A 25080-nucleotide genomic window follows, 5' to 3' on the forward strand; every position below is an offset into this window, starting at 1 on the left:
GGTGGCCCGGCGCCGCCCCTTCGGTGTCAGGTCAGGCGTTGAGCCACCAGCGTTCCATGTAGCGCTCGCCGTCGAGATCCCAGTTGGTGGCGAGGTTTTCGGGCATTCCGACATCGTCGCCCACGCCGAATACGTAGGACGCGAACATCGGGATTGCCGAGCCGCCCTGCTCGTTTAGGATCTTCTGCATCTCGAAATACATGTCGCGGCGCTTGGCCTCGTCGAGTTCGGCGCGCGCCTCGATCAGCAGTTTGTCGAAGCGTTCATTGGACCACTTGGACTCGTTCCACGCCACGCCGGTCTGGTACGTGGTCGAGAACATCTGGTCCTCTACCGGACGGCCGCTCCAGTAGCTGGTAATGAAGGGCGACTTGATCCAGTGGTCGGCCCAGAAGCCGTCATTGGGCTGACGATTGACCTTGAGGTCGATGCCCGCCCCCTTGGCAGAGTTCTGAATGAGGATGGCCGCGTCGACCGCCCCGGCAAAGGCGGCCTCGGAGGCCATGATTTCCAGCTGGATCGAGTCCATGCCGGCCTCCTTGAGGTGGAACTTGGCGCGGTCGGGATCGTAGGTGCGCTGTTCCAGCTCGTCGTTGTAGAAGCGCTGGCCGGAACCGATGGGGTGGTCGTTGCCGACTTCGCCGTAGCCGAAGAGGATCTTGTCCACCAGTTCCTGCCGGTCGATGGCGTATTTCACCGCGAGGCGGATGTTGTTGTCGGTATAGGGATCGACGTCGCAGAGCATCGGCAGGGAATAGTGCAGCGTGCCGGTGGTGGTTTTCAGGTTGACGCCGGGGCGGCGGCCCAGGAGCGCGGCTGTCTTGAGGTCGACCCGGTCGATCACGTGCACGTCGCCCGAGACCAGCGCCGAGGTGCGCGCGTTCTGGTCGATGATCGACAGAACCTCGACGGTGTCGAAGAAGGCCACGTCGTCGGACCAGTGGTTGGCGTGGCGCGAGAGGCTGGAGCTGACACCGGCGTCGTAATTGTCGAGCACGTAGGAGCCGCAGCCGATGTAGTCCTGCCAGTTCATCGTGCCGTCATCGTTGGCGGGCATGACCGGCAGATGGTAATCTGTCATGATGAACGGAAAGTCGGCGTTGCCGCTATCGAGTTCGACCACCACGATCAGGTCGCCATCGGCCTTTAGGTCGACCACCGGCGCCACGAGCGGACCGGCGGCGGAGGTGTTGCCCTCGCCGCGGTGGTGGTTGATCGAGGCGATCACGTCACTGGCCTTGACCGTGCGGCCGTTATGGAACTCAAGCCCGTCGCGCAGCTTGAACGTCCAGGTCTTGGCGTCGGGCGAGGATTCCCAGCTTTCGGCGAGCGAGGGTGCGAGACTGCCGTCGGGGGCGATTTCGGTCAGGTAGCCCTGGTAGCCGCCGAGCGAGAGGCCGATGGTATAGCCGTTCTCGATCACGCCGGGATCCAGCTTGTCGGTGGTGGCGCCGTGGCCGCGGGCGACGCGCAGGTGGCCGCCCTTTTTCGGGGTCTGGGCCTGGACCATGTCGGCGGTCAGCGACAGCGCCGAGACGGTCGCGCCGGCGGCGAGGCCCTGTTGCATGAAGCGGCGGCGCGATATGCGGCGCGTGCGCAGGTCGCGCGTCAGTTTGTCGAGGAAATCCATTCTCTTCTCCTTGTTGGACCGGCCTTTTGGTGGCCGTTTTTATATTGCCGGGGCTTGTGACGGGTGTGATGCCGCCCCTTGAGGCGCAGCTTAACGCGACTTTTCGCGATCTGTCTCGTGGATGTTTGCGCGATGCGCGATTTCCGCCGGCAAGTGGCGGGTTTTTCAGCGCCCTGCCCGCCCTTGCGGCGGTGCAAGCGGATGCCGGGCGGCCACACGTGGGCGATATGCCCGCGTGGGTTGTCACCCACCCTACGCGGTCAGGCGACGGCGGTGCGCACGCCTTCGGTCTGAAAGAGCCGGCCCGGCCCCCAGCCGCGGGCATCCGTGCCCGCGCGGCCCAGCACGTGCCAGATCAGCGCCTGGTTGGAGCTGATGACGGGCAGGCCCAGTTCGGATTCCAGCGCGTCGATCACGCCGAAGGTGCGCAGGTTGGTGCAGGAGGTGAAGATCGCCTGCACGCCCTTGGCCCGGGCCGCCTCGGTGACGGCGGCGTGGGTGGAGGATTCGGTGATGCGGGCGACGCGGCGGTCGTCGGTTTCGCCGAAGCTGAGGTTGTGGACCACCTCGATGCCGCGCGACTCCAGGAAGTTGCGCATGGGGGCGATCACCTGCGCCGAATAGGGCGTGACCATCGCGATGCGGGAGGCGTTGAGCGCGCGGAGCCCGGCCACGACCGCGCTGATCGGGTTGGTCACGGGCACGCCGGGATGGGCCAGTTGCACCTGTCCCTCGACGAGGTCGGGGCCCATCAGGGCCGAGGCGGAGGTACAGCCATAGCCCACGGCGTCAAGCTCGCCCGGCAGAAGGGCTGCGGAGGCGGCCATGCGTTCCTGCATCGAGATCAGGTTTTCGGCCGTCACCTCGTTGTCGGAAAAGATGCGGGTGTGGTGCGCGGCGACGTCGCGGCCCGAAAGGACATGACGCGCCTCGGTTTCCAGTGTTTCGTCGGTGCTGAGCACCACGAGGCCGATGCGGGTGCCCATGCCGGTGTCGAGGTCGTATTTCATCGCGAGCTTCCGTCCGGCCAGCTGACGGTTCCGCCCGCCACCGCCGCCGCGACGCCGGTTGTCGCGGGGCAGGATGTCGGCAATCCTCTTAACACGCGGACGGCGAGGTGACCAAAGGCTTGTGCTTCGAGCATGTCACCGTCGAGGCCCACCGCCTCGACCGGGTCGACCACCGCGTCGAGGGCGGCGCGCAGCATGGCCATCATCACGGGGTTCTTGCGCCCGCCGCCGCAGACCAGCAGGCGTTCGGGCGGGGATGGGCAATGTTCCATCGCCTGCAGCACCGCCGCCGCGCTCATCGCCGTAAGAGTGGCGGCGGCGTCGGCGTCGCTGAGTTCGTGCACGAGGGTGTAGAGGTCGGAGAACGCGTCGCGGTCGAGGCTCTTGGGCGGGATCTTGCGAAAGTATGGCTCATCGAGAAAGAGCTCGAGCGCGCCTTGGGCCACGGTGCCTTGCAGCGCCAGCGCGCCGTCGCGGTCGCAGGGCTGGCCCCGTCGCTGCATCATTAGGTCGTTGATGGGGGCGTTGGCGGGGCCGGTATCAAAAGCCAGCAGCGCACCGTTCTGGTCGGGGCGGTCGCGGCTGGGGTCGATCCAGGTGATGTTGCCTACGCCGCCAAGGTTAAGAAAGGCCAGCGGGCGGTCGGCCCCCATCCACTTGGCGCAGGCGAAGTGGAAGAACGGGGCGAGCGGCGCGCCCTCTCCGCCCAGGCGCACGTCCGCGCTGCGGAAATCCCAGATGACCGGCAAGCCGAGATGCATGGCCAGCGCCTCGCCATCGCCCAACTGGTGCGTGCCGCGCCCTTGAGGGTCGTGCGCGAGGGTCTGGCCGTGAAAGCCGACGATCTGCGCGCCCTCGAAACGCGACAGGACGTCGACATGGGCCTGCTGGACGAGCGGCAGAACCTCCTGGCCCACCTCGCCCGGCCATTTGCCCAGGGCGTCGCGCAGAACGGCCTCTTCGGTGGGGGAATACGCGCGATAGGCGCTGTCGCCGAAGGCAAAGATCGTCTCGCCGTCAGTCTGGACCATGGCGGCATCGACCCCGTCGAGAGAGGTGCCCGACATCGCCCCGAGCGCCCACACCGGGCCGCTCTTCAAACCGGGCTTCAACATGGCCTTTTCCTTCGCCTGAACCATCCCTATACATGCCGCGCAAAACCAGCTGGGACAAGCGATATGACCTACCACGCCAAATCGGATTTCATGGCCACGATGATCGAGCGCGGCTACCTGGCCGACTGCACCGATTACCAGGGGCTGGACGACGCGCTGAGCGCGGGCGTGGTGCCGACATATATCGGTTATGACGCGACGGCGCAGTCGCTGCATGTGGGGCACCTGCTGAACATCATGATGCTGCGCTGGTTGCAGAAGACGGGGCACAAGCCGATCACCCTGATGGGTGGCGGGACGACCAAGGTGGGCGACCCCAGTTTCCGGTCGGACGAGCGGCCCCTGCTGGGGCCCGAGCAGATCGATAGTAATATCAGGGGGATGCAGCAGGTCTTTGCACGGTACCTGTCCTATGGCGACGGGGCCACAGATGCGCTGATGCTGAACAATGCCGAATGGCTGGACGGGCTGAATTACCTGGAATTCCTGCGCGATATCGGGCGGCATTTTTCCGTCAACCGGATGCTGTCGTTTGAATCCGTCAAGTCGCGGCTGGACAGGGAGCAATCGCTGAGCTTTCTCGAGTTCAACTACATGATCCTGCAGGCCTATGACTTTCTGGAGCTGAACCGCCGCTATGGCTGCCTGTTGCAGATGGGCGGGTCGGACCAGTGGGGCAATATCGTCAACGGGATCGACCTGACGCGGCGGGTGCTGGACCACGAGATCTATGGCCTGACCTCGCCGCTGCTGGAAACGGCGGACGGGCGCAAGATGGGCAAGTCGGCGGATGGCGCGGTGTGGCTGAATGCCGACATGCGGTCGCCCTACGAGTTCTGGCAGTTCTGGCGGAACACGATGGATGCCGATGTGGGCCGGTTCCTGAAGCTTTACACCGAGTTGCCGGTGGACGAGTGCGAGCGGCTGGGCGCGCTGGCGGGGGCGGAGATCAACGAGGCCAAGATCATTCTGGCCAACGAGGTGACGACGCTGCTGCACGGGGCGGAGGCGGCACAGGCGGCCGAGGCCACGGCGCGGGAAGTGTTCGAGAAGGGCGGCGTCGGGGACGACCTGCCAACGCTGGAATTGTCGCGCGAAGATGTCGGTGACGGGATTTCCATCGTGCAGCTGATCGTGAAGTCCGGCCTGGCAGGTTCGGGAAAAGAGGCCAAGCGCCTGATTGCCGAGAACGGGGCGAAGATGGACGACCAGCCGTTGACCGATGCGGGGCTGATGGTTGACGCGCAAGCGCTGGCCAGCCCGATCAAGCTATCGGCGGGCAAGAAGCGGCACGCCTTGGTGAAGATCACCGGGTAAGGCATTGGCGCCCCGGAATTTTTGAAAAATTCCGGGGCGTTTTCTTTGCAAGGAAACGGCGTGTTAAGCTTGGGGGCTACCCTGCCTGTTCAGCCGCATTTCAGCTTGTCGGGGTGCAGGATATGGCTGCGATGTGCCTCGACATAGGCGATGATCCCGGCCATGCAGGACGGTTTGCCGCCAAAGCCCGACCACGGCTTGAAGTGCGGGATATGAACATAGGTGGTCGAATCGCGCTTGAGCAGGTTGGCAAAGACCGAGGCGACGATGGTGCCGCCCACGCCGGTTAGCTTGCCTCCGCCATGTTCTTTTGCCTCTTGCAGGGCATAGAACCACAACGGCGTCTTCTTGAAGCCCTTGTCCTTCAGTTCGGGTGGAACCTCGACCGTGTCGGTGCCCAGGTGCGCCGCGAACTGCTGGCCGCTGGCCAGTTGATAGGTGTAGCGGTCGCGTACCATGTTGCGCAGGGCGAGGTTTTTCGACTGTGCCTCGGTCAGGGTGACGTTCACGTCCTTAAGCTCTATCTGGCCGGAGACGAAGGGCAGCTCCAGAAGCGCCGCGCCCAGTTTCGGGCCGACCGGACGCGCCTTTTGCGATTGGGTGCCGCCGCCCATCTCGAAGAAAAGATCGTAATCGAGGTTCTGATCTTCGGGCCGCTTGCCGAAGCCTTGCGTGGCGAAGAGCGGCACCGGGCTTCCGGCGTCGTTCATCTTGTACTCGAATTGCGTCGTGGCATGTCCGAAGCGATAGCAGGCCCCGGTGAATTCAACCGGCATGACCGGCGCGTCCCAGCCGAAGGCAGGTGCTTGCATGGCCGCATCGAGGCAGCTTTGGTGGACGAAGGCGTCGAGCAGCTCGTTCCAGACGATCCATTGGTAATGCAGGCGGATGAAGCGGCGCACCTCCTGAAAGCTGGTGAGCGCGGGCGAGACGTGGTCATCCCAGACTTCCTGGCTCATGCCGTCATGGGCGCAGGCCTTGATGTCGGCCGCTTCGGAGCCGCCCTCGATCACTTTGCTCATGAGGATATTGTGCAGTTCGATGAAGATGCCCTGGATCTGAGCCACGATGATGTTCTCGTCATTGCGCGGATCTCCGATCAGCGCCTTGCCCGCGCAGGTCCGGGCCAGATCGAGCGCGTTCTCCTGTCGTCCGAACATCAGCATGTGATCCTGCTCGCCCGCGCCGTAGAGATGCGGCGAGGCCTCGGGGCCGTCGCCGTAGACGCAATCGAGATCGAGGCTGGGCGTGCGAATGTTGCGGATCGTCGACGGGTCGATCCGAGTACCAAGGGCGGAGGTGGCATCAAGGGTGATGTCGTGATCGACGAACTGCCCCAGGAAGGTCATGCCGGCATCGGCCGGACCGTTTTCGTTACTGGTGGCGCGCATGGATTGCGACAGGGCGTCGAGCGCGTCGACAACGTCCTGATGGGTGATGTTCTCGATGAAGACCGGGTTGGCCGGCTTGAGTCGTCCCAGCGTTTGCACGAAGGGCTTGGCGGGACCTTCGTTCTGAAGACAGGTCTTAACGAGTTGATCGAGGCGCGTAAGGCCGTGATGGATTCCTGACATGAGGAATGCTCCTTGTGGAAATGAATTGAAAAAAAATCTGTCACTGTGATTCCGGGAAACAAACCGGATACCGCGCAGATAGCATGTTTTGGCGTTCTGATCTACTCTGACTTGTTTGCGGCAAGCGATCGGCCAAAATTCGCGCTCAACCTCGACGCGCACAGCCGTCATGATCTTCCACGCGGCACCTCGGCGCTCAATGGCGAAAGTATTGAGATATCGGTATTCCCTCCAAAACGTCGCAAAGCTCCGAAAGGGTTCATACCGGTACCACGGACCTGTCGCGGCCTCAGGGTTTCAGCATCACTTTGCCGTTGCGGCCCGGTGTCAGCGACGTCTCGACGGCCTGCGCGATCTGATCGAGGCGATAGGTGGCCTCGGTCGTGAGCGGCAGCTTGCCCTTCACGGCGAGGCCCACCAGTTCGGACATCAGGCTGTTGCGGCGCTCGGGCTCCATTTCGGAAATCACGCGGGCACCCCAGAAGCCCTTGACTGTGACCTGCTTCATGATGAGCGGCCCCGAGGACAGCGGCATCGGTTCGCCGGTGGCGGTGCCGAAGACGATCATCTCGCCGTCGCTGGACAGAAGATCGACGAGATGCGTGGCGATATCGCCGCCGACGGAATCGATGGCCGACACCAGTTTGCCCTCGCCCACGGTATCGCGGACCTGATCGGTCCAGTCGTCGTCCGAGGTCGAGATGACGTTTTGAGTGCCGTTGTCGCGGAGACCCTGCGCGGCGGCGTCGCGGCGCACGAGGTTGACGAGGTTGATGCCACGCGCCTTGGCCAGAACGGTCATGATGCGGCCCACCGCGCCGTTGGCGGCGGTCTGGAGGATCCAGTCGCCCTTTTCCGCCTTGAGGCTGTCGAGCAGGGAAATGGCAGAGAACGGCATGGCGATGAGCTGCGCGCCCTGCTCGTCGGAAATCTCGTCGGGCAAGGGCAGGATGCCGTCTGCGGGTGCCAGCACGTGCTCGGCCCAGGCGCCATGAACGCCCGCGACGGCGACGCGCTGGCCATTGAGGCTGTCATCAGTGCCTTCCCCCACGGCGTCGACGATACCTGCCGCCTCGGACCCGCCGATCGCGCCGGGCAGTTCGGGCTTGTAGCCGTAGGTGCCGCGCACGGTCCAGAGATCGTGGTTGTGGATGGGAGACAGCAGGACCTTGATGCGCACCTGCCCCTGGCCCGGTTCGGGCGTGTCGGTGTCGGTGGCATAAAGGACTTTTTCCGGGTCGCCGAACGTGTCGTGGATCGCGGCTTTCATGGTGTTGCCCTTTCGTCTTGAGTGCGTGGCCGGGCTGCGGGCCCGTTGTCGGCGGAACGGGTGGCGATTGGTTTTGTTCCTGTGACGCCGTGCTGCCATAGCGGCAGCAGGCATATTCGCGGAAACGTCGCTTGCGTTTGCGTCCATATATCCATAATTCTCGATATATGGATAAGCCACGCGCCCTTTCCGCCCTTCAGGCGCTGTCGCAGGACACACGGCTGGACGTGTTTCGCCTGTTGATGCGCGCCGGTCCCGAGGGCATGGCGGCGGGTGAGATCGCAAATCGCTGCGCGGTGCGGCAGAACACCATGTCGGCGCATCTTTCGGTGCTGTCGCAAGCTGGGCTGATCCGGGCGGCACGGGAGGGGCGCACGGTGCGGTACCGGGCCGAGATTGCGGGCATAAGGGGGCTGCTGGCCTATCTGATGGAGGATTGTTGCGGCGGAAACCCTGAGCAATGCCAGTCGCTTATCGACGAGATTTCACTCGAATGCTGACAAGGGACGAACCGGAAGAGAGGCAGGAATGACGGACAGAGCCGACACCGCGCAGGACAGCGGCCTGGGCATTTTCGAGCGCTACCTTAGCGTCTGGATCGCGTTGGCCATCGTGCTGGGCATCACGCTGGGCGTGGTGGCACCGGGGCTGGTGGAGGCGGTCGCGGCGGCGGAAGTTGCGCAGATCAACCTGGTGGTGGCGGTGCTGATCTGGGCGATGATCTATCCGATGATGATCGGCGTGGACCTCAGCACCATTCCGGCCGTGGCGAAACAGCCCAGGGGGCTGGTAATCACGCTGGTAATCAACTGGCTGATCAAGCCGTTTACCATGGCGTTGCTGGCGGTGGTGTTCTTCGATTACGTCTTCGCGCCGTGGATCGCGCCGGAGGATGCAGCGCAGTACATTGCCGGGCTGATCCTGTTGGGGGCGGCGCCCTGCACGGCGATGGTGTTCGTGTGGTCGCAGCTGACGCGCGGCGACGAGACCTACACGCTGGTGCAGGTGTCGGTGAACGACCTGATCATGGTTGTGGCCTTTGCGCCCATCGTGGCGTTCCTGCTGGGCGTCACGGACATCACCGTGCCGTGGCAGACGCTGGTGACGGCAACGGTTCTTTACGTGGTGCTGCCGCTGGTGGCGGGGCTGGTGACGCGGCGGATATTGGGCTCGGAAACCGCCATCGAGGCGTTCACGGCTCGGGTGAAGCCGTGGTCGATCATCGGGCTGATCGCGACGGTGGTGATCCTGTTCGGGTTGCAGGGCAGTATCATCCTGGCCAATCCGTTCGTGATCGCGCTGATCGCCGTGCCGATCCTGATCCAGAGCTACGGGATTTTTGCGCTGGCCTATGGCGCGGCCTATGTGATGCGCGTGCCGCACCGGGTGGCGGCGCCTTGTGCGATGATCGGAACCTCGAATTTCTTCGAATTGGCGGTGGCGGTGGCGATCAGCCTGTTCGGTCTTAATTCCGGCGCGGCGCTCGCCACGGTGGTGGGCGTGCTGGTGGAGGTGCCGGTGATGCTGTCGCTGGTGGCGTTTGCGAACAGGACGCGGGCGCGGTTTCCGGGGCGGCCGGACGCGGCGGAGGCGATGCGATGACGGACGAGATGCCGAACCTGAAGGCGGGCGCCCTGCCCCGCATTGACGCTGACAAGCTGTTTCCCAAGGAGCGGGCGGCCCATGCGCCGCGCGTGTTGCTGCTTTATGGCAGCTTGCGGGAGCGGTCGTTCTCGCGCCTCTTGAGCGAGGAAGCGGCGCGGGTGTTGCGCCACCTTGGCGCGGAGACGCGGACGTTCGATCCGCGCGGGCTGCCCCTGCCCGACGATGCGGAGGCGAGCCATCCGAAGGTGGCGGGGCTGCGCGATCTGGTGATGTGGTGCGAGGCCATGGTCTGGGTCAGCCCCGAGCGGCATGGCGCGATGACCGGCGTGATGAAGAGCATGATCGACTGGATCCCGCTGGCGCCCATCGGGGGGATCCGACCCACGCAGGGCAAGGTGCTGGCGGTGGCGCAGGTCAGCGGTGGCAGCCAGAGTTTCAACGCGGTGAACCAGATGCGAATCCTGGGGCGGTGGATGCGGATGCTGACGATCCCGAACCAGTCTTCGGTGCCGAAAGCGTGGGACCAGTTCGACGATGCGGACCGGATGAAGCCGGGGCCGCTGTATGACCGCGTGGTGGACGTGATGGAGGAGTTGGTGAAGTTCACGCTGCTGACGCGGGATCAGGCGGGGTATTTGACGGATCGGTATTCCGAGCGGGTGGAGAGCTTGGAGGAATTGTCGACACGGGTGAACGCGTCAAAGGCGATCGGGACGGAGTGACGGGGTCGCGCGTGGGTTTTCACCCACCCTACGCGGAATGCCGAGCGCGGGTGCGAACGCACGCGTGGCAGATGAGTATTTTTGGAACAGTCAGGATCGGGTCGTGATGGGGCTCAGCGGGCGGCGAGCGCGTCGGTAAGGACCTTGCGGACCACATCCATGTCCACATCCTCGGCCACGAAGGCGTCGCCGATACCGCGCGCGAGGATGAAGCGCAGCTTGCCGTCGACCACCTTCTTGTCTTGGCCCATGAGGTCGATCAGGCCATCGGAATCGGGCAAATCACCTTGGATATCAGACAGATCGACCTTCATCTTCATGTCGCGCAGATGGGCGCGGACGCGGCTGGGATCCTCTTGCGAGCACAGGCCGAGACGGCTGGAGAGCTCGAACGCCAGCGCGCAGCCGATGGCGACGCCTTCGCCATGCAGCAGGCGGTTGCCATAGCCGGTGGCGGCCTCGAGCGCGTGACAGAAGGTGTGGCCGAGGTTCAGAAGCGCGCGGCGGCCGTGTTCCTTTTCGTCCTCGATGACGATCTCGGCCTTCATCTCGACCGAGCGTTTGACGGCCGAAATGCGCGCGGCCATGTCGCCCGCCGCAACGCCGGGGCCGTGGGTTTCCAGCCAGTCGAAAAAGCTGGCGTCTCCGAGCAGGCCGTACTTGACGACTTCGCCGTAACCAGCCAGGAAATCACGGTTTTCCAGCGTGCCAAGCACCTCGGTGTCGGCCAGGACGAGGCTGGGCTGGTGAAAGGCGCCGATGAGGTTCTTGCCTTGGGGCGCGTTGATTCCGGTCTTGCCACCCACCGAACTGTCGACCTGGGCCAAAAGGCTGGTGGGCACCTGCACAAAGCGCACGCCGCGGCGCAGGACGGAGGCGGCAAAGCCCACCAGATCGCCGATGACGCCGCCGCCGAAGGCGATGACCACGTCGCTGCGCTCGACTTTTTCGGACAGGAGCCATTCGACGCAGCGCTCGAAGTGCGGCCAGCTTTTGGTGCCTTCGCCGGGGGGCAGAGCTAGAGCGGTGCTGTCGATGCCCTCGGCGCCGAGGCCTGCCTGAAGCGCGCCGAGGTGCAGCGCGCCCACGGTTTCGTCGGTGACGATGGCGACGCGGGGCCGGCGCAGGAGCGGCGCGATGAGCGCGCCGGAGCGCCCCAGAAGACCGGGGCCGATATGGATGTCGTAGGCCCGCTCGCCCAGAGCCACGTGCACGCGTTCGGTCATGGGGCAGGCTCCAACACGTCGGGGCGGGTGGCCAGCGCCTCGGCCACCTTGGCGGCCATTTCGTCGATCGTGTAGGTCGGGTGCGCGGGCACCGCGATATCGGCCATCTGGTAAAAGGGCAGCCGGGCCTCGTAGAGATCCGACAGCGTCTTGCGAGGATCAGCTGTGCGCAGCAAAGGTCTGGTATCCTTGTGTTTAACCCGGTTCCACAAAAGCTTGAGATCGGCCTTGAGCCAGACCGACACGCCCTTGGCCCCGATCAGCGCGCGGTTGCGCTCGGATAGAAACGCGCCGCCGCCCGCCGAAAGAATGCCGCGCTGGCTGTCGAGCAGGCGGTCGATTACCTGGGTTTCGCGGTCGCGGAAGAATTTCTCGCCGTCGCGGGCGAAAATCTCGGCGATCTTCATGTTGGCGGCAGCCTCGATCTCGACATCCGAATCGAGGAACGGCACATCAAGCATGGCCGCCAAAGCCTTGCCCACAGCGGTTTTTCCGGCGCCCATCATGCCTACGAGCACGACGGTTTTCTTCAATTGCCAACGCCTTGTGCCGGCCACTGTCGGCGCTCCTCTGCCAATCTTTTCTTTTCGTGCACTGAATGACGTGATCTTGATGAAATTGCCAGTTATAAAGTGGTAAAAGACGGCAAGACGCGGGCAGGCAACACATGTTCAGACTGATCAAATGGCTGATCTACCTTGGAATTCTGGCGTTCCTGGCACTGGTCGGCTATGCCTATCTGGGCCCATTCTTTGGGGCGGATTTCTCGCCCGAGCGAGAGGAAATTCGACAGGAAATCATACTTGAAGACTCTTGAAACCGTTTGTTTTTCGATAATTTTCGCCGCGCCGGCACTGGCGCAGGAACCGCTGGCGGCCATCGACTGGCTGAAGGATCCCGCGCCGATCAGCGTGGCGCGTCCCCTTGAGGAAGCGCTGAAACTGCCCGAGGCGGACGATGTCGAAGGCGCCGTGGTGCCGGATGTGGACGTGATGCCGCTGGACGGCGCGCAGCCCGATGCGGCGGGGCTGTTGCCCGGTAGCACCACTGGACTGCCGCCGAACCTGTGGGCGGGCAGCGGCACCGACACGCTGGTGTCGCTATTCTCGCGCCTGCCGCCGGATCCGTTGCCGGCGATCCAGGCGCTCTATTACACGCTTTTGTTGGCCGAGGCGGAGGCGCCTGCCGATGCGGGGCGCGAGGCGCGGTTCCTGCGGGCGCGGCTGGAAGCGCTGCGCAAGATGGGGGCCGTGGATCCGGCGCTGGCGCTGGTACAGCAGGCGGGGCCGTATGATGCGAGCCTGTTCGACCAGTGGTTCGACCTGGCCCTGCTGAGCGGGACCGAGGACGAGGCCTGTGCCGCACTGAGCCAGGACCCGGAGCTGAGCGAGGCCTATGACAAGCGGATCTATTGCGGGGCGCGCGCCGGGGACTGGCAGACCGCTGCGCTGACCTATGAGACGGCGACGGCCCTGGGTGTGCTGGACGCCGCCAGCGCGCGGCTTCTGGCGCAGTTCCTGGACCCCGAGACGATCGACGCCGAGATGTCGCTGGCCCCGTCGGCGGAGATGACGCCGCTGCTCTATCGCCTCTACGAGGCGGCGGGCACTCCCCTGCCCACGCGCAATCTGCCACGGGAATTCGCGGTGGCGGACTTGCGCGGGCTGACCGGGCTGAAGGCCGAGATCGAGGCCGCCGAGAGGTTGACCCGGACCGGCGCCCTGCCCGCCAACCGTCTGCTGGGGCTTTACACCGACCAGAGTCCTGCGGCCTCGGGCGGGGTGTGGGAGCGCGTGGCGGGCGTGCAGGCCCTGGAGCAGGCGATTGTCGACACAGACCCCGACGCCGTGGCGCGGCACCTGCCGGGGCTTTGGCGGGACATGAAACGCGAGGGGCTGGCGGTGGCCTTTGCCACGCTGTTCGCGCAGCCGCTGTCGACGCTGGAGCTTGAAGGCCGGGCAAGGGAAGCGGCGTTCGAGGTTGCGCTCTTGTCGCAGGATTACGAGACGCTGGCGCCGGATCTTGCCGGCAGCGATGCGCGGGCGCGCTTTCTGGTCGGCGTGGCGCAGGGGACGCCGGATGCCGCGCTGGCCAGCGAGACGCCGCAGGTGGCCATCGCCGAGGCTTTTGCCGCCACCGCCGCCCATCCCGACCATGCCGACATGCTGGAGGCCGGGCGGCTGGGCCAGGCAATCCTGACCGCGGCATTGCAGCTGGACACCGCCGGGCCGAACCAGGCCAGCGACATCGTGGCGGGCCTTTCGACCCTGCGCTCGGTGGGGTTGGAGGATACCGCGCGACGGGCGGCCTTGCAGATCCTGCTGCTGAAGGCGGACACGTGAGCGCGCGGCACTGGCTAGCGAGTTTCCTCGACGCGCAGGCGGCCGAGGCCGGGGCGGCGAAGAACACGTTGCAGGCCTATGCGCGGGACCTGACGGATTTCACCGGGTGGCTGGAACGGGGCGGCAAGGATGCCGCCAGCGCGGGCCAGTCGGATATCGAGGCCTACCTGGTGCATTGCGACGCGCAAGGGCTGGCACGCTCGACCCGGGCGCGGCGGCTGTCGGCGATCAAGCAGCTGTATCGGTTCGCCTTCGACGAGGGGCTGCGCGGCGACAATCCGGCGATCCAGATCAAGGGGCCGGGCCGGGACAAGCGCCTGCCCAAGACGCTGGACCTGGCGGAGGTGGACCGTCTGCTGGACGCGGCGCGCACCACGGGCCGGAGCGAGGCGGACCGGCTGCGCAACACCTGCCTGATGGAGCTGCTTTACGCCACGGGGATGCGGGTGACCGAGCTGGTGTCGCTGCCGGTGTCGTCCTGCCGGGGCGATCCGCAGATGCTGTTGGTGCGCGGCAAGGGGGGCAAGGAACGGCTGGTGCCGATGTCGCCCCCTGCCCGGGCGGCGCTGGCGGCGTGGCTGGAGCGCCGCGATGCCGACGAGGAGGTCGCGAAGGTCAGGGGCAAGCCGGTGTCGGCGTTCGCGTTTCCGTCGAGCGGCAAGGCGGGGCACATGACGCGCAACCGGTTCTTCCTGCTGGTCAAGGAGTTCGCGGTGACGGCGGGAATCAGCCCCGAGCGGGTGTCGCCGCACACGTTGCGCCACGCCTTCGCCACGCATCTGCTGGCCGGCGGCGCCGATCTGCGCACCATCCAGACGATGCTGGGTCATGCCGATGTGGGCACGACCGAGATCTATACCCATGTGCTGGAAGACCGCCTGCGCGAACTGGTGTTCGATGCGCACCCGCTGGCTCAGGAGGAGCGGCGCAAGGAGGCGGGCAGCACGTCTTCGGACGGCCAGTAGCCGGTGGCGAGCGCGGCGTCGTAGCCGTGCGTGAGGCCCGCCGCCTGCATGTCGGCACGGGCGGCGGCGTGGTCGTAATCCAGCTTGTGCAGAGTGACCTTGCCGTCCCGCAAAAGCGCGTAGTCGGTGCGCGGCGTACCGTCGTTGGGCGGCATCCCGATCGCCCCGGCATTGACCCAGAGGACCGGACCGATGCGGCGCCGGAAGGCGATGCCGGAATGGCCCGCGAAGACGATATCGACAGGGCCGCCCCGCGCCTCGATCCGGGCGATTTCGTGGGCGAATGCGGCGTCCGGGCTGTTGGACCACAAAAAGCGGCTGATGTCGCTGAGACCGCCGTGGATGACGGCGCAGCGAAGGCCCTGGTGGATGAAGCGGACCATGTCGGGCAGACCGTCCATCCAACCGCGATCATCCGCGCCTATGGCGGCGTCGGCATAGGCGTACCATCCCGCCGACAACAGGTCACAGGTGCTGCCATCCGCGAAGCCGCAGCCGCAGTCCATGCGGTAGGCGGCCAGCTGTTTCTCGCAATTGCCGGCCACCACGGGCAGGCCCGCGGCGCGGATCAGCGCCATGGTCTGTGCAGGCGCGCCGCAATAGGCCACGAGGTCGCCGGTGCAAATGGTGTTGCGCGGCGCAATGCCGAGGGCGTTCGCCTTGGCGAGCAGCGCTTGCGTCGCGTGGAGGTTCGAGTACGGCCCGCCGAAGACCACGAGCGGAGTGTCCCGCGCGCCCAAATCGACAAGTTTCATCGCCTGTTTCCTTGAATGACCGGCGTGCACGCCCCATAACCCCTGCAACGCATAATGTGACTATTGGACAATGGACCCCGCCTTAACAACCTTCGACACTGCCTTCTGGATCTCTGCCGGTGCGATCCTTCTTCTGCTTGTTCTGTCCGCCTGCTTCTCCGGTAGTGAAACCGCGCTGACGGCCGCGTCGCGCGGCAAGCTGCGGGCGCGGGCCGACAAGGGATCGAAAGGCGCCGAACAGGCGCTTCAGATCACCGAGGACAACGAGCGGCTGATCGGCTCGGTCCTTTTGGGCAACAACCTTGTGAACATCCTGGCGACATCGCTGGCCACGGCGCTTTTCACCCGCGCCTTCGGCGAAAGCGGCGTGGCGCTGGCGACGCTGGTGATGACGCTTCTGGTGCTGATCTTCGCCGAGGTGCTGCCCAAGACCTATGCCATCACCAATGCCGAGGCGGCGGCCTCGCACGCGGCGCCGGTGATCCGCTGGGTGATCATCGTTTTTTCGCCGGTGGTGTCGGCGGTGCGCCTCCTGGTGCGCGGGGTGCTGCGGATCTTTGGCGTGAAGACCGACCCCGACAGCCATATCCTGGCCGTGCGCGAGGAAATCGCGGGGGCGCTTTACCTTGGCCATTCCGAAGGCGTGGTGGAAAAGGAAGACCGCGACCGGATCCTGGGCGCGCTCGACCTTGGCGACCGCGCGGTCGAGGAAATCATGCTGCACCGCAGCCAGATCGAGATGATCGACGCCGCGCTGGAACCGGAAGCGATCCTGGACCAGTGCCTGAAATCCAGCCACACGCGCCTGCCGATCTATCGCGACGATCCCGACAACATCATCGGGGTGGTGCACGCCAAGGACCTCTTGCGCGCGATGCACACGCTGGCGTTGCAGGGCGAAGGCGGCCGCGGGGCGCTGGCGACGTTCGATATCTGCGACGTGGCGATGGAACCCTATTTCGTGCCCGAGACGACCACTCTGGACGACCAGATGCGCCAGTTCCTGCGGATGCGCAGCCATTTTGCGTTGGTGGTGGACGAGTATGGCGACTTGCAGGGGCTGATCACGCTGGAGGACATCCTGGAAGAGATCGTGGGCGAGATCACCGACGAGTTCGACCCCGACGGCGACCACCCGGTGGGGCGTAGCGACGACGGGCAGTTCCTGGTCGACGGGGGCACGACGATCCGCGACCTCAACCGCGCGACGGACTGGACCCTGCCGGATGACGAGGCGAACACGGTGGCGGGCCTGGTGATCTACGAGGCGCAGATCATTCCCGAGGTGGGACAGGTGTTCAATTTCCACGGCTTCCGCTTCGAGGTGGTGGAGAAGGAGGACAACCGGTTGACCAAGTTGAAGGTGCGGAAGTTGTAGAAATTGAGGCGGGTGCGCGTGGGTTATCACCCACCCTACGGAGGATGCGACGTCGTGGTGGGTCCGCGTGGGTTTTCACCCACCCCACGGCGGCATAGAGGTCCCGGGTCAAGCCCGGGACGGGGTGCGCAAATCAGGGCGCATTGGTGGGATGAACCCCACCCTACGGCAGCCGGATAGGTCCTGGCGAGGTGTCGCGCAGACCCGTAGGATGGGTGAAAACCCACGCGGACCCGCCGATGTGAGTATCCACCTCAGAAGAGTTCCATCTGGTCCCCGGCCCGGACGGGCGGTTCGAACAGGTCACTCCGCAGCGGCGGCTGTCTGGCGTCCAGGCCAAGCCGCTTTGCCGCGACCCGAAACCGCTGTGCCACCATCTCGGCATAGGGCCCCGAGCCGCGCATCCGGCGGCCCCAGTCCGAGGCGTAATCCTTGCCGCCATGCATGTCGCGCACATGGCCCATGACCCGCGCGGCCCGGTCCGGGCAGGTCTGGGCCAACCATTCGCGGAAGAGCGGCGAGACCTCCAGCGGCAGGCGCAGCATGATCCAGTTGGCGGCGCCGGCCCCTGCCCCGGCGACGGATTTCAGGATCGGCTCGATCTCGTGGCAGGTCAGGCCCGGGATCACCGGCGAGACCATGGCGCGCACCGGAATGCCTGCATCCGCCAGCCGCCCGACCACCTTGAGGCGGCGGGCCGGGGCCGGCGCGCGCGGCTCCATCGCGCGGGATAACGCCGCATCGAGCGTGGTCACGGAAATGCCCACCCGAGCCAACCCGCGCGCGGCCATGTCGGACAGGATGTCGATGTCACGCTCCACCAAGCTGCCCTTGGTGACGATGGCGACCGGATGGTTGAACTCCGACAGCACCTGAAGGCAGGCGCGCATGATGCCATGGGACTTTTCGATGGGCTGGTAGGGATCGGTATTGGTACCGATGGCGATGGGCGCAACGCGGTAGCCGGGCTTGCGCAGCTCGGCGGCCAGAACCCGAGGCGCGTCGGGGCGCGCGACCAGCCGTGTCTCGAAATCGAGCCCCGCCGAAAGCCCGAGCCAGGCGTGGCTGGGCCGGGCGAAGCAATAGATGCAGCCATGCTCGCAGCCCCGGTAGGGGTTGATCGAACGATCAAAGGGCAGATCGGGCGAGCGGTTATAGGTGATGATGCTGCGCGGCCGCTCAGTACTGACGCTCGTGCGCAGCGCCACCTCGTCGGGCGTGGTGTCCCAGCCGTCATCCTCATAACTGCGTGCCTGCCGCTCGTACCGGCCAACGGCGTTGCTGACCGCGCCCCGGCCCGGACGGCGCAAACGCGGATCGACGGTGTCGGAGGCATCGGACATGCGCCGATTATAGGAACATTAAGAGAACATATGCAACAAGCTCACCGTCAGTATGGAAGTTTTTCACTGAAGGCCGCGCGGAATCTGCGGTATCTGTCGGTGCAAGATGCGCGCATGTCGGAATTGGAAAGTCGTGTGCGACAAAATGGACGTAATCGCGGTGGCTAGACACCAGGCCCATGCGCCGCACCAAGGGATAAAGCACATGTCCGACGAAGAAGACGACATCATCCTCAGCGAACTGGACGACGAGGAACTTGTCCAGCAGATGTTCGACGACCTCTATGACGGTCTGAAGGAAGAGATCGAGGAAGGCGTCAACATCCTGCTCGAGCGTGGCTGGGCGCCCTACCGCGTGCTGACCGAGGCGCTGGTGGGTGGCATGACCATCGTCGGCAAGGATTTCCGCGATGGCATCCTGTTCGTGCCCGAGGTTCTGCTGGCGGCCAACGCGATGAAGGGCGGCATGGCCATCCTCAAGCCGCTTCTGGCCGAAACCGGTGCGCCGCGCGTCGGCAAGATGGTGATCGGCACGGTCAAGGGCGACATCCACGACATCGGCAAGAACCTCGTGTCGATGATGATGGAAGGCGCCGGGTTCGAGGTGGTCGATCTGGGAATCAACAACCCGGTCGAGAACTACCTCGAGGCGCTGGAAGCCGAAAAGCCCGACATCCTGGGCATGTCGGCGCTGCTGACCACCACGATGCCCTACATGAAGGTGGTGATCGACACGATGGTCGAACAGGGCCTGCGCGACGATTACATCGTGCTGGTGGGCGGCGCACCGCTGAACGAGGAATTCGGCAAGGCCATCGGCGCCGACGCCTATTGCCGCGACGCCGCCGTGGCGGTGGAGACCGCCAAGGAATTGGTGGGCCGCAAGCATAACCAGGGCGCCACGGGCTGAGCCCCTGACCGTGCTGAACGACAAGGCCCTGCCCGACGCGGCGGGGCTTTTTCTTTTGCGTCCCGTGATTATCTGTGACGGTGAAAGGATCGCATCCATGCCGCTCAACAAGCTGGTTCTGCTGCTGATCGTCGTGATCGCCGCCGCTGGGGCCACGATTTTCCTTCTGACTTCCACCTGGAGGCCGGAGACACTGACGGAGAACTGGGTGGTGGCGGTGCCGCTGGTGCTGGGGGTCTACCTTCTGGTGCGCTTCATCGGCCTGCGCGGCGGCGGGCGCTGAGATGCTGCCGAGCGACGCGACCCTGACCGAGGACGGCTTTGCCGAGCGGGCGAAGGGCAGCATCCTGCTGATCGCCTGCGGCGCGCTGGCGCGCGAGATCCTGGCGCTGAAACGCGCCAATGGCTGGGATCACATGGTCCTGCAATGCCTGCCCGCGAAATACCACCTCTACCCCGACAGGATCGTCACGGCGGTCGAGGCAACCGTGGCCGAAAACCGCGATGCCTATGACGACATCTTCGTGGTCTACGCCGATTGCGGCACTGGCGGGCTCTTGCAGGCGAAATGCCGCGAGTTGGGCGTCGAGATGGTCGAAGGCCCGCATTGCTATTCCTTCTTCGAGGGCAACGAGACCTTCGCCGCCCGCGACGAGATCACCGCCTTCTACCTCACCGATTTCCTGGTCAAGCAGTTCGACGCCTTCGTGTGGAAGCCGATGGGCCTGGACCGGCATCCAGATCTGCGCGATATGCTTTTCGGCAACTACACCACGCTGGTCTACCAGGCCCAGGTCGAGGACCCGGCACTGAAAGCAAAAGCAGAGGACTGCGCCGACCGGCTTGGGCTGGAGTTCGAATACCGCTTCACCGGCTACGGAGACCTTGAAACCGCACTAGCCGCCCGCGCCTGACCTTTCTTCTTCTGGCCAGAAATATTCCGGGGAGGAGGTCGAAACATCGTTTCGACCGGAGGGGCGGCGCCCCTCGAAACCGAAACATATAGAGCGTGGCGCAGCCACTCTACTGGATTAGGCCGCCTCGGACGCCACGGCGCGGATACGTTCGATCATCGCGCGCAGCCCGTTGGAGCGTTGCGCCGACAAATGGTCGTTCAGGCCCAGCCGGGCCAGCTCGCCGGGGGCGTCCACTGCCCCCACCTGCCCCACCGGAACGCCGTTGTATAGCGCGCGCAGAACCGCGATCAGCCCGCGCACGATCATGGCATCCGAATCGCCGTCAAAGCGGAACGTGCCGCCGTCGGTCTGCGGATGCAGCCAGACCTGGCTGGCGCAGCCGTCGACCTTGGTCGCCGGCACCTTCAGCGCGTCGTCCAGCCCGTCCATGGCCTTGCCCCGGTCGATCACGTAGCGGTAGCGGTCTTCCCAGTCCTCCAGGAACTCGAAATCCTCGACGATCTCTTCGAATGCCTGTTGCGCCATGCGCTGCGTCTCCTGTCTGTCCTTTGCCCCACAGTTAGGTGTGCAACACCTTGAGGTCCAGTGCGCCAAGTCCCTTTTCAAGCCCGCCCGGATGGGGTAGTCGAAAAGAAACGAGGAAGGGGCGGTCGAAATGCGGGTTTTGCTTTCGCTGATGGTGATCTCAAGCATGATGCTGACGGCGTGCAGCGGCTGGCGCGACTCGGGCGTCAACCCGCGCAACTGGTTCGGCAACAGCCGGTCCGCCCCGATCGTGAACACCACCAATACCGGCGAGCGCCGTTCGCCCAGCGACCGGCAGACCGGCAACCCGCTGATCGACGATCAGAACGCCGAGTTGATCGTGCGCCGCAATGCCTCTTCGGCGCAGAAGGCGGGCATCTTCCGCCGTCGCGCCAAGGTCGAGATCTACGACGGCAGCCTGGTGGACCAGGTGACCAGCCTGGTGGTCGAGCCGCTGCCCACGGGCGCCATCGTGCGCGTGACCGGCCTGCCCCAGCGCGAAGGCGCGTTCGACGTGCGCCTGCTTCCGATCAGCGAGGACGGACCGGTCAATGGCGTGATGGAATACACGCTGAACGCCTATCAGCCGATCGAGACGCCGGTGGGCACGCAAAGCACCCGTGAAGTGCGGGTGGGCGCGTTCCTGAGCAACAACGACCTGGACGAGATCAACGAGATCCGCGTGCGCGGCGAGCTGAACGCCCTCAGTTCGCGCCGCTGACGCGTCAGAGGTCGATCGCCACAACCGATCCGCGGCGGGCGGCCAGTGCGACCTTGCCGTCGCAGAGCCGCATCGCATCATCCCCGAACACGTCGCGCCGCCAGCCGCCCAGGGCCGGCACGTCGCGTTCGCCCGCCGAGATGGCATCGAGGTCGGCCGCCGAGGCGATGAGCTTGGAGGCAACTGAATACTCCTCGGATTTCGCCTTGAGCAGAACGCGCAGAAGGTCGGCCAGCGCCGGGTTGATCTGAAGCCGTTCGCGGCTGCGGTCGGGCTTGGGCAGGTCGTCGTTCGGGCAGTCGAGCCCCGCCTTGACCGCCGCGATGATGCCGTCGGCGATGTCACCGCGCCGCGCCTCGCGCAGCAAGAGCCGCGAGCGCGAGAGGTCGTTCGCGGACTTGGGCTTGGTCGAGGCCAGTTCGACCAGCGCGTCGTCCTTGAAGACCCGGTTGCGGGGGATGTTGCGGCTTTGGGCATAGTCCTCGCGGAAGCGCGCCAGTTCGCGCACGATGGCCAGGAACCGGCCGGACGAGTTGCGAGTCTTGACCCGTTCCCACGCCTCTTCGGGGCGGGTGACATAGGTTTCGGGGTTGGTCAGAACCTGCATTTCCTCGGCCACCCACTTGTCGCGGCCCGTTTCGGCCAGCTTGGCGGCGAGGAATTCGTAGATATCGCGCAGGTGGGTCACGTCCGCCAGCGCATAGGTTTTCTGCGCGTCCGTCAGCGGACGGCGCGACCAGTCGGTAAAGCGCGAGGTCTTGTCCAGCGACTGCTTGGCGATCTTGCGCACCAGCGTCTCGTACCCCACCTGTTCACCGAAGCCGCAGACCATCGCCGCCACTTGTGTGTCGAAGAGCGGGTCGGGAATGAGCCCGGCGTCGACGTAGAAGATTTCCAGATCCTGCCGCGCGGCGTGAAAGACCTTGACCACCGACGGGTCGCGGAAAAGGTCGTAGAGCGGTTCCAGAGACATGTCCTGCCCCTCAATCGGGTCGACCAGCACGGCGTCGTCCTCGCCCCGCGACGGCAAAGCCAGCTGGATCAGGCAGAGCTTGGAATAGTAGGTGCGCTCGCGCAGGAACTCGGTATCGACGGTGACATACTCGGCCTCGGCCGCGCGGGTGCAAAAGGCGGCGAGGTCTTCGGTGGTGGTGATGGTGTGCATTCCGGCTCCGGCGGATCAAACGTGGTAATCCAACGGCCTATACCGAGGCGCGACGGAAAGCAAAGCGCAAGTGACGCACGGGGGCGGACAAGCGGCATGGCGGCGTCGGATGCATCACGCTTTGTGATGCGTCATGCAACATTCATTCGTTTTAAAAATATCGAACCGGGGACTATCTGGGAGGCAGTTCCAATGATGGAGACATGCCATGACGACCCTCGACCATATCCCTGCCCGCCCTGCCCTGCGGTTCGACCTGCGCGGCGTCGCGATGACGCTGAGTGCGCTTTTGCTGCTGGCGCTTGGCGGTGTCGCCCTGAGCGCCCCGCCTGCCGATGTGTCCACAGACTGGCACGGCAACGTGGCGGCAAGCGCGCCGCGCTGAGGTAAAGTTGCCCGTTCCGCCCCCTGTCAGGACAGGAGCACGGGCGTGCGGTCGCCGGCGGCGAAGCGGCGCAGGACAGCCGGATAAAGCCGGTGCTCCTGTTCCAGCACGCGGGCGGCCAGCGCCTCGGGCGTGTCGTCTGGCATCACGGGCACGCGGGCCTGGCCCAGGATCGGGCCATCGTCCAGTTCAAGCGTGACCTCGTGGACGGTGCAGCCGGCCTCGGCCTCGCCCGCCGCGATGGCGCGGGCGTGGGTGTCGAGGCCGCGGTACTTGGGCAGCAGCGACGGGTGAATGTTGATCATCCGGTCCTGCCAGTGTGAGATGAAGCGGTCGGTGAAGATGCGCATGAACCCGGCGAAACAGATGATGTCGGGGGCGTGGCGTTCGAGCGTTGCGTTCAGCACGGTCTCGAACGCGGTGCGGTCGCCCTTGAAAGGGCGGTGATCGACCACTTCGGTCTCCACGCCCCGCGCCGCCGCCTTTTCAATCCCCGGAGCGTCGGCGTTGTTGCAGACCGCCACGACGGGCCGCGCGGGATGGTCGCCCGTCATGCTGTCGATCAGCGCCACCATGTTGGAACCGCCGCCAGAAAACAGGATCGCGACGCGTTTGGTCACGCGAGCGTGCCGGTGTAGCGCACGCCCGGACCTTCGGTGACGTGACCGAGACGGAAAACGGTCTCGCCGGTGTCTTGCAAGAGCGCGCTCAGCGCATCGGCGCGAGAGGCGTCGACGGCCAGCACCATGCCCACGCCGCAGTTGAAGGTCTTGAGCATCTCGGCCTCGGCCATGCCGCCCTGCCCCATCAGCCAGCGGAAGACGGGTGGCAGATCAAAGCTGCCAAGGTCGATGTCGACGCCAAGGTCGTCGGGCAGGACACGCGGGATATTCTCGGTCAGGCCCCCGCCGGTGATATGGGCGAGCGCGTGAACGCCGCCCGCGCGGACCGCCTCGAGCGCTTGAGTCACGTAAAGGCGCGTGGGCGTCAGCAGGGCCGCGCCGAGGGTGCCATCAGACCACGGGCAGTCGGCGTCCCAGCCGAGACCGGACATCTCGACCAACTTGCGCACGAGGGAATAGCCGTTGGAATGTACGCCGTTGGAGGCAAGGCCCAAGAGAACGTCCCCCTCCGTCACGCCCGCGGGCAGGTCGCTGCCACGCTCCATGGCACCCACGGCAAAACCGGCGAGGTCGAAGTCGCCCTCGGGGTACATGCCGGGCATTTCCGCCGTCTCGCCGCCGATGAGCGCTGTACCGGACTGTACGCAACCTTCGGCGATGCCTTCGATGATGCGGGCGGCGATATCCGTGTCGAGCTTGCCTGTTGCAAAATAATCGAGGAAGAAAAGCGGCTCGGCCCCCTGGCAGACAAGGTCGTTGACGCACATCGCCACGAGGTCGATCCCGACGCCGTCCACATGCCCGGTGTCGATGGCGATGCGCAGCTTGGTGCCGACCCCGTCGGTGGCCGCCACGAGAATGGGGTCGGTATAGCCCGCGCCCTTGAGATCGAAAAGCGCGCCGAAGCCGCCGAGGCCCGCCATGACGCCGGCGCGGCTGGTGCGCTTGGCGGCAGGCTTGATCCGGTCGACAAGGGCGTTGCCCGCGTCGATATCCACGCCGGCATCGGCATAGGTGATCCCGTTCTTGGCGTCGGTCATGTGCGGTCTCCGCTTGGCATGTCGGGGCTTCGGTTAATCCATCGCGGGCGTCCGTGCAATCGCGAATGCCCACGAGGGTCTGCCAGAGCCCTTGACGCCCGCCCTGCCCGCGCCTATCCCGAGCAAAGGTCGGGCCTGTAGCTCAATTGGTTAGAGCAGAGCGCTCATAACGCTTTGGTTGGGGGTTCGAGTCCCTCCGGGCCTACCAGAACGACCCCGAAGAGAGGCACCATGCGCAGACCCTTTTCCATTCTTGCCGCCCTTGGTTTTCTGTCCGCTTGTGCGGAGACGGGGCCGGTCACGGCGTTCACCTCGGATATCTACGAGGTCTACGGCGTGGAAGAGGGCGACATGCTGAAGCTGCGCGGCGGGCCGGGCCTGGGCTTCGAGACGCGCGTGGGGCTGCCCAACGGCACGCTGGTGCGGGTGCGCGACTGCAACCGGGTCGGCGGCACACGCTGGTGCGAGGTGGCGCTGGATCGGGCGCCGGGGCTGACGGGATATGCGTCCGAGACCTATCTGCGGCCCAAGGGCTGAGCGGC

Annotated in this window: 27 protein-coding genes and 1 tRNA gene; 15 read left to right on the forward strand and 13 right to left on the reverse strand. The window is 65.3% G+C overall.

The genetic code is table 11. The annotated features are described in order from the left end of the window. Positions 1-31: 31 nt before the first annotated feature. From XM53_RS01615 to XM53_RS01625, 3 genes are all read right to left on the reverse strand, one after another. Positions 32-1630, reverse strand: a complete 1599-nt coding sequence (locus XM53_RS01615; protein WP_057789597.1) for an ABC transporter substrate-binding protein — start codon at positions 1628-1630, stop codon at positions 32-34. A 260-nt stretch (positions 1631-1890) separates the two neighbouring features. Continuing rightward, the gene (locus tag XM53_RS01620; RefSeq protein WP_057789599.1) at positions 1891-2640 is read right to left on the reverse strand and encodes a maleate cis-trans isomerase family protein; all 750 of its coding nucleotides are present in this window, start codon (positions 2638-2640) and stop codon (positions 1891-1893) included. Next, entirely contained in the window at positions 2637-3755 is a 1119-nt protein-coding gene (locus XM53_RS01625) for an anhydro-N-acetylmuramic acid kinase (protein WP_057789601.1), read from the reverse strand. Before XM53_RS01625 ends, XM53_RS01620 begins: the two co-directional genes overlap by 4 nt. Positions 3756-3818: 63 nt before the next feature. Between XM53_RS01625 and tyrS the strand changes: the two genes are divergently transcribed. Further along, positions 3819-5072, forward strand: a complete 1254-nt coding sequence (gene tyrS / locus XM53_RS01630) for a tyrosine--tRNA ligase (protein WP_057789602.1) — start codon at positions 3819-3821, stop codon at positions 5070-5072. A gap of 89 nt (positions 5073-5161) precedes the next feature. Here tyrS and XM53_RS01635 read toward each other — a convergent pair whose 3' ends face one another. Together XM53_RS01635 and XM53_RS01640 are read right to left on the reverse strand one after the other, a co-directional pair. After that, positions 5162-6646 (reverse strand): peroxidase family protein, encoded by a 1485-nt coding sequence (locus XM53_RS01635; protein WP_057789604.1) that lies wholly within the window; start codon positions 6644-6646, stop codon positions 5162-5164. A 289-nt stretch (positions 6647-6935) separates the two neighbouring features. After that, positions 6936-7916, reverse strand: coding sequence for a zinc-binding dehydrogenase (locus tag XM53_RS01640; protein WP_057789606.1), 981 nt, complete (start codon positions 7914-7916; stop codon positions 6936-6938). Between the two features lie 167 nt (positions 7917-8083). Here XM53_RS01640 and XM53_RS01645 point away from each other — a divergent pair, with 167 nt between their 5' ends. Genes XM53_RS01645 through arsH form a run of 3 tightly spaced genes read left to right on the forward strand, consistent with a single transcriptional unit; the run spans position 8084 to position 10243 of the window. Next, positions 8084-8416: an ArsR/SmtB family transcription factor gene (locus XM53_RS01645; protein WP_057789608.1), complete on the forward strand. Its 333-nt coding sequence runs from the start codon at positions 8084-8086 to the stop codon at positions 8414-8416. A 28-nt stretch (positions 8417-8444) separates the two neighbouring features. After that, entirely contained in the window at positions 8445-9518 is a 1074-nt protein-coding gene (gene arsB, locus XM53_RS01650; protein WP_057789610.1) for an ACR3 family arsenite efflux transporter, read from the forward strand. Next, the gene (gene arsH / locus XM53_RS01655) at positions 9515-10243 is read left to right on the forward strand and encodes an arsenical resistance protein ArsH (protein ID WP_082630671.1); all 729 of its coding nucleotides are present in this window, start codon (positions 9515-9517) and stop codon (positions 10241-10243) included. Before arsB ends, arsH begins: the two co-directional genes overlap by 4 nt. Before the next feature lie 113 nt (positions 10244-10356). Here the strand turns inward: arsH and aroB are convergent, their stop codons facing one another. Continuing rightward, positions 10357-11469 carry a 3-dehydroquinate synthase gene (gene aroB / locus XM53_RS01660; protein ID WP_057789612.1) on the reverse strand — a complete coding sequence of 371 codons (1113 nt, stop codon included), beginning with the start codon at positions 11467-11469 and terminating at the stop codon, positions 10357-10359. Next, positions 11466-12047, reverse strand: a complete 582-nt coding sequence (locus XM53_RS01665) for a shikimate kinase (RefSeq protein WP_057789614.1) — start codon at positions 12045-12047, stop codon at positions 11466-11468. Before XM53_RS01665 ends, aroB begins: the two co-directional genes overlap by 4 nt. 89 nt (positions 12048-12136) lie before the next feature. On the opposite strand from XM53_RS01665, the gene XM53_RS23515 reads away from it, so the two are divergent. Genes XM53_RS23515 through XM53_RS01675 form a run of 3 tightly spaced genes read left to right on the forward strand, consistent with a single transcriptional unit; the run spans position 12137 to position 14776 of the window. After that, the gene (locus XM53_RS23515; protein WP_201455363.1) at positions 12137-12286 is read left to right on the forward strand and encodes a hypothetical protein; all 150 of its coding nucleotides are present in this window, start codon (positions 12137-12139) and stop codon (positions 12284-12286) included. Further along, on the forward strand, positions 12273-13811 hold the full coding sequence (locus XM53_RS01670) for a hypothetical protein (RefSeq protein ID WP_057789616.1): 1539 nt from the start codon (positions 12273-12275) through the stop codon (positions 13809-13811). Before XM53_RS23515 ends, XM53_RS01670 begins: the two co-directional genes overlap by 14 nt. Continuing rightward, positions 13808-14776: a site-specific tyrosine recombinase XerD gene (locus XM53_RS01675; protein WP_057789619.1), complete on the forward strand. Its 969-nt coding sequence runs from the start codon at positions 13808-13810 to the stop codon at positions 14774-14776. The genes XM53_RS01670 and XM53_RS01675 overlap by 4 nt, the downstream gene beginning before the upstream one ends. On the opposite strand, the gene XM53_RS01680 is transcribed toward XM53_RS01675, so the two are convergent. After that, complete coding sequence (locus tag XM53_RS01680; RefSeq protein WP_057789621.1) at positions 14725-15531, reverse strand: metallophosphoesterase family protein; 807 nt, start codon at positions 15529-15531, stop codon at positions 14725-14727. The two genes, XM53_RS01675 and XM53_RS01680, sit on opposite strands and share 52 nt — an antisense overlap. Positions 15532-15601: 70 nt before the next feature. On the opposite strand from XM53_RS01680, the gene XM53_RS01685 reads away from it, so the two are divergent. Then, positions 15602-16909, forward strand: coding sequence for an HlyC/CorC family transporter (locus XM53_RS01685; RefSeq protein ID WP_057789623.1), 1308 nt, complete (start codon positions 15602-15604; stop codon positions 16907-16909). Between the two features lie 254 nt (positions 16910-17163). Here XM53_RS01685 and XM53_RS01690 read toward each other — a convergent pair whose 3' ends face one another. Then, the gene (locus XM53_RS01690) at positions 17164-18252 is read right to left on the reverse strand and encodes a PA0069 family radical SAM protein (RefSeq protein WP_057789625.1); all 1089 of its coding nucleotides are present in this window, start codon (positions 18250-18252) and stop codon (positions 17164-17166) included. A gap of 205 nt (positions 18253-18457) precedes the next feature. Here XM53_RS01690 and XM53_RS01695 point away from each other — a divergent pair, with 205 nt between their 5' ends. The 3 genes from XM53_RS01695 (at position 18458) to XM53_RS01705 (ending at position 20076) form a co-directional block, all read left to right on the forward strand. Next, positions 18458-19162: a corrinoid protein gene (locus XM53_RS01695; protein ID WP_057789627.1), complete on the forward strand. Its 705-nt coding sequence runs from the start codon at positions 18458-18460 to the stop codon at positions 19160-19162. Between the two features lie 97 nt (positions 19163-19259). Further along, positions 19260-19445, forward strand: coding sequence for a hypothetical protein (locus XM53_RS01700; RefSeq protein ID WP_144435417.1), 186 nt, complete (start codon positions 19260-19262; stop codon positions 19443-19445). Position 19446: 1 nt separating this feature from the next. Beyond that, positions 19447-20076: a DUF1638 domain-containing protein gene (locus tag XM53_RS01705; RefSeq protein ID WP_057789631.1), complete on the forward strand. Its 630-nt coding sequence runs from the start codon at positions 19447-19449 to the stop codon at positions 20074-20076. Between the two features lie 117 nt (positions 20077-20193). On the opposite strand, the gene XM53_RS01710 is transcribed toward XM53_RS01705, so the two are convergent. Next, entirely contained in the window at positions 20194-20604 is a 411-nt protein-coding gene (locus XM53_RS01710; protein ID WP_057789633.1) for a SufE family protein, read from the reverse strand. Between the two features lie 130 nt (positions 20605-20734). On the opposite strand from XM53_RS01710, the gene XM53_RS01715 reads away from it, so the two are divergent. Beyond that, positions 20735-21325 (forward strand): hypothetical protein, encoded by a 591-nt coding sequence (locus XM53_RS01715; protein WP_057789635.1) that lies wholly within the window; start codon positions 20735-20737, stop codon positions 21323-21325. 4 nt (positions 21326-21329) lie between these two features. Here XM53_RS01715 and rnd read toward each other — a convergent pair whose 3' ends face one another. Continuing rightward, on the reverse strand, positions 21330-22490 hold the full coding sequence (gene rnd, locus XM53_RS01720; protein ID WP_057789637.1) for a ribonuclease D: 1161 nt from the start codon (positions 22488-22490) through the stop codon (positions 21330-21332). 208 nt (positions 22491-22698) lie between these two features. Between rnd and XM53_RS23370 the strand changes: the two genes are divergently transcribed. Then, positions 22699-22875 carry a hypothetical protein gene (locus tag XM53_RS23370; protein ID WP_160321352.1) on the forward strand — a complete coding sequence of 59 codons (177 nt, stop codon included), beginning with the start codon at positions 22699-22701 and terminating at the stop codon, positions 22873-22875. A 26-nt stretch (positions 22876-22901) separates the two neighbouring features. Here XM53_RS23370 and purN read toward each other — a convergent pair whose 3' ends face one another. Together purN and purM are read right to left on the reverse strand one after the other, a co-directional pair. Beyond that, the gene (gene purN / locus XM53_RS01725; RefSeq protein ID WP_082630672.1) at positions 22902-23495 is read right to left on the reverse strand and encodes a phosphoribosylglycinamide formyltransferase; all 594 of its coding nucleotides are present in this window, start codon (positions 23493-23495) and stop codon (positions 22902-22904) included. Then, positions 23492-24538, reverse strand: coding sequence for a phosphoribosylformylglycinamidine cyclo-ligase (gene purM, locus XM53_RS01730; protein ID WP_057789639.1), 1047 nt, complete (start codon positions 24536-24538; stop codon positions 23492-23494). The genes purN and purM overlap by 4 nt, the downstream gene beginning before the upstream one ends. Positions 24539-24669: 131 nt before the next feature. On the opposite strand from purM, the gene XM53_RS01735 reads away from it, so the two are divergent. Both XM53_RS01735 and XM53_RS01740 read left to right on the forward strand, forming a co-directional pair. Then, positions 24670-24746, forward strand: a tRNA-Ile gene (locus XM53_RS01735). Positions 24747-24769: 23 nt separating this feature from the next. Then, positions 24770-25075: an SH3 domain-containing protein gene (locus tag XM53_RS01740; protein ID WP_057789641.1), complete on the forward strand. Its 306-nt coding sequence runs from the start codon at positions 24770-24772 to the stop codon at positions 25073-25075. Positions 25076-25080: the final 5 nt, after the last annotated feature.

It is taken from the genome of Roseovarius atlanticus, from assembly GCF_001441615.1.
Classification (GTDB): Bacteria; Pseudomonadota; Alphaproteobacteria; order Rhodobacterales; family Rhodobacteraceae; genus Roseovarius; species Roseovarius atlanticus.